Source organism: Turicibacter sp. (assembly GCF_017941855.1).
Taxonomy (GTDB): domain Bacteria; phylum Bacillota_I; class Bacilli_A; order MOL361; family Turicibacteraceae; genus Turicibacter; species Turicibacter sanguinis.
In genome coordinates, this window is record NZ_JAGAVR010000036.1 from 1 (window position 1) to 3254 (window position 3254).

At 33.0% G+C, this 3254-nt stretch carries 5 protein-coding genes; 1 reads left to right on the forward strand and 4 read right to left on the reverse strand.

Annotated features, from left to right (window positions below):
* Window positions 1-133: 133 nt before the first annotated feature.
* From J6D32_RS06005 to J6D32_RS06020, 4 genes are all read right to left on the reverse strand, one after another.
* Window positions 134-502, reverse strand: coding sequence for a DUF2935 domain-containing protein (locus J6D32_RS06005; RefSeq protein WP_055163978.1), 369 nt, complete (start codon window positions 500-502; stop codon window positions 134-136).
* Window positions 503-929: 427 nt separating this feature from the next.
* The gene (locus J6D32_RS06010) at window positions 930-1202 is read right to left on the reverse strand and encodes a hypothetical protein (protein WP_287467392.1); all 273 of its coding nucleotides are present in this window, start codon (window positions 1200-1202) and stop codon (window positions 930-932) included.
* A gap of 50 nt (window positions 1203-1252) precedes the next feature.
* Entirely contained in the window at window positions 1253-1825 is a 573-nt protein-coding gene (locus J6D32_RS06015; RefSeq protein WP_287467393.1) for a hypothetical protein, read from the reverse strand.
* Between the two features lie 90 nt (window positions 1826-1915).
* Window positions 1916-2218, reverse strand: coding sequence for a hypothetical protein (locus J6D32_RS06020; RefSeq protein ID WP_006785767.1), 303 nt, complete (start codon window positions 2216-2218; stop codon window positions 1916-1918).
* A gap of 327 nt (window positions 2219-2545) precedes the next feature.
* Here J6D32_RS06020 and J6D32_RS06025 point away from each other — a divergent pair.
* A partial coding sequence (locus tag J6D32_RS06025) for an SLC13 family permease (protein ID WP_287467394.1) occupies window positions 2546-3254 on the forward strand: 709 nt, incomplete at its 3' end.

Genomic DNA, 3254 nt, shown 5'->3' on the forward strand with positions numbered 1-3254 from the left:
TTGGTTTTTAAATTCATCTGTATACGTACGGCGTGGTCTACGAGTTTTAGTTTGGGTCATGTTAAAGCTCCTTTAGATTGATATTATTTATAATTCTACATGACCTTAAAAAAACTGTCTAATTAATTGTAACCTATCCATAGTTTACTAAATTAGGGCTAACCAAAGGATTCGTTCCACTGTATAACCCTGCTTCTATATTAGTTATACTACTGTTTATTTCTATCCCAGTAAACATTTGAGTCTTTGCCTCTGTCCCGAATGTGAATTCAGTTATCAGTTCGCCAGAATTTAAAACGTTGGGTCTTATTATTCCATTACTAACACCCACGGTATAGGCTAATAATTTTTCAAATTCACACTTATACTGTTCTGCCTCATAAGCAAGTCCGGAGTCTTGTGGCGTGAATCCAGCTTCCAAAAAAAGTGAGTGTTCCTTCATGATTCTTAAAAAATATAAGTGTAGTTCGAGTGATAACGTAACATATCTCTGATCATTCATCATATTCCCCCTAAAAAAGTAATGTCTCTACAATTCTATGTATTTAAATATTCAGGAATGCTACTAGTGAGATAAGATTTTCTAATATTCCAATAATGAATTAGGAAGCTTAAGCTATGTCATGATCAACTTAACAGACTTGTTCAAAATTAGATCAATGGATTATGAGTTTTTTCATTATGTAAAAGTAGGGTTACTTATTTTTAAAAAAACTCATTCAACCAGCCTTGTGTAAACAAATTATACATTAGATAACTTAATGGGGATGGCCGTTTCTACTAATCGGATTGCGCAAGCTCCCTCCCCGGCTTGACAGGATGTGGACGCTATGAGGGCACCATCTGTACCATTTATAAAGAAACAACATATCTGTAACAGAAATCAATTCTGAATTAAGATACGTTTTTAGTCTACATGCCTTTCGTCCTCAAAATAATTTATAAATCTCTCGTGTCGTCACGCTCTCAATTTGATGGTAAGGAAACAAAATTTGATTCGCTTCTTTCTTAAATTTTTCCCAATCTGCACAATCTTTTAAAATAAATAATGGCATACTAGCCTTTTGATTTTGGAACAAAACGTGGTATTCAATTTCGGAGTTCGCCCACCAAGACTCCTGATCATACATTTGCTTGAATCTCATTACTTTTATTTGGTAAAAAATACCAATCAATTCAAATTCATATGTTTCGCTGTCCATTATATTCTCCTCGGCATAAACTTTTTCTAAGTCTAATTTTTCAAGATTTCTTAATGGATCACATAAACACGGTTATCTAATGTAAAATCTGAACCTAATCTTAAATAATTGAGGGTTGCGAACTCTTCTGAAATTAAGACTGGTACTTTTTCAAAAGTCGTTTTCTTTAGTTCATCCTCAATAAAACTTCGCCCTTCTTTGAATATCATGATGTCTTCCTTTAAGATAGCAACTTGCGTATGAGTGACACCATTTGTAATAAATTGAGTGATAGGAACGGTAGAACAAGCCATGTCTCCTTCTTTCGCGAGTTCATTTAGAAGTTTCAACTTCTCACTATACAGCTCAAGTCCTAAATGATACTCTACTGATTGAACCGAATCTAAATTGGCAATTTCCTTGATTTGTTCAAGCGATACTCTGTTATAATTAGGATCACTCACTTTCATCTCTTGATTAAAGGTAATTGTTGCCATTTTTGATTGCTGTTCCTCAACTTTTTGAGCCGATGGACTTATCTTCAAATTAGGAAAACAGAACATACTCGATACGGAGATTAGTAAAAAAAATAAGATGATTTTTTTACGATACATTTTATGACTTCCTAAACTATTATCCATCATTATTTAGTATCCTATTTATTAAATAATAACAAAACAAAAAACCATTATCTTCATATCGATAATGGTTTTTTGTTTTGATGAGGACAATGTTTAGTAATATCCCCTTTCACATAATAAAGCATAACAATCATTAACTTCTTCATCCGTGAATAACTCAGAATATTCACTTTTAATAATTGTGGCCTCCATCGTTAAATCAAGGCGTCCCGCTTCAGCTAACTGATTAAAACAGTCTGATGTTCTGCCTTTTCTTAAAATTTCTTGTGCAGTTCTCACAATTCCAAATCGTTCAATGGTTTGGAGAAATCTTGTCATTTTGCAGTCATACTCTTTTTCTGCTACTTCACAGTTTTTGATGACTTCCTGTTGTAGTTTTTTCTCTAATGCTGTCATTTTTACACTCCAGTATTCATTGTAAATTCGTTCACTTTATTTAGTTTATCATAAAATATCGTCAATGGTTAAATTAATTTAAGATAGTTGTAGCACTTAAAATCCTCTTATCTAAGAAGTCTGACTTAACTTTTCCTTGTGTCTTTTCAATCCTTTTAGCGTGACCTTTAAAAAACTTTTTTCATCCGTAACTGATCCGACCGTAAGGATTTTTCCTTGAAAATTTATTTATCTGTTACAAAATGAAAATCTAAGACCTATTGCCTTATAACAGTTAATGCTAATTATGGTATAATTAAGGTTTGAAAGAATTTGGAGGGAATAATTTTGAATACACTAAAGAATTGGATTAAAAAAGAAATCGTACTCGTGATTGCTTCCTGTTTAGCACTACTATCCTCTTTTTTTACAGGTTTACACACCTCACATATCGATTTTAATGTTTTAATGTTACTTTTTAACTTGATGATTGTCGTCGCTGCTTTTAAAAAACTCAATGTCTTAGACAAAATTTCAACACTCATCTTAAGTCGTTGTCAAAATACGAAACAACTGACCCTTGGATTAATGTTATTAACCTTCTTCATGGCCATGATCATTACAAATGATGTTGCCTTAATTACCTTTGTGCCGTTAGCGCTCATCTTAGTCAAATCAACACACCTCAACCCGATTAAACTCATCGTTTTATTAACGCTCGCCGCAAACCTCGGAAGTAGCCTCACCCCGATTGGAAACCCACAAAACTTATACTTATATTCTTATTACCATTTATCACCGAGTGAATTTTTAAAAATAACCTTTCCACTCGGGCTTATGTCCTTTGCCTTACTACTTGTTATTGTGTTAAGGGATAAAAAAGAACCTCTGCAAGCTGAATTATCTTGCACAAACATCGAACAACCTAAAAAGGTATTAGCCTATTCTTTTTTACTTGGCATCATTTTAATGTCCGTGTTTCATCTCATAAAAGTAGAATGGACGTTCATTTTGACTCTTTTATTCGTCCTAATTTCAGACCGTTCCCTATTCAAAA

Bases quoted from the DNA above. Each gene is read 5' to 3' on its own strand.
- J6D32_RS06005 (WP_055163978.1), bottom strand. From the start codon at position 502: ATGAATGATCAGAGATATGTTACGTTATCACTCGAACTACACTTATAT.
- J6D32_RS06010 (WP_287467392.1), bottom strand. From the start codon at position 1,202: ATGGACAGCGAAACATATGAATTTGAATTGATTGGTATTTTTTACCAA.
- J6D32_RS06015 (WP_287467393.1), bottom strand. From the start codon at position 1,825: ATGATGGATAATAGTTTAGGAAGTCATAAAATGTATCGTAAAAAAATC.
- J6D32_RS06020 (WP_006785767.1), bottom strand. From the start codon at position 2,218: ATGACAGCATTAGAGAAAAAACTACAACAGGAAGTCATCAAAAACTGT.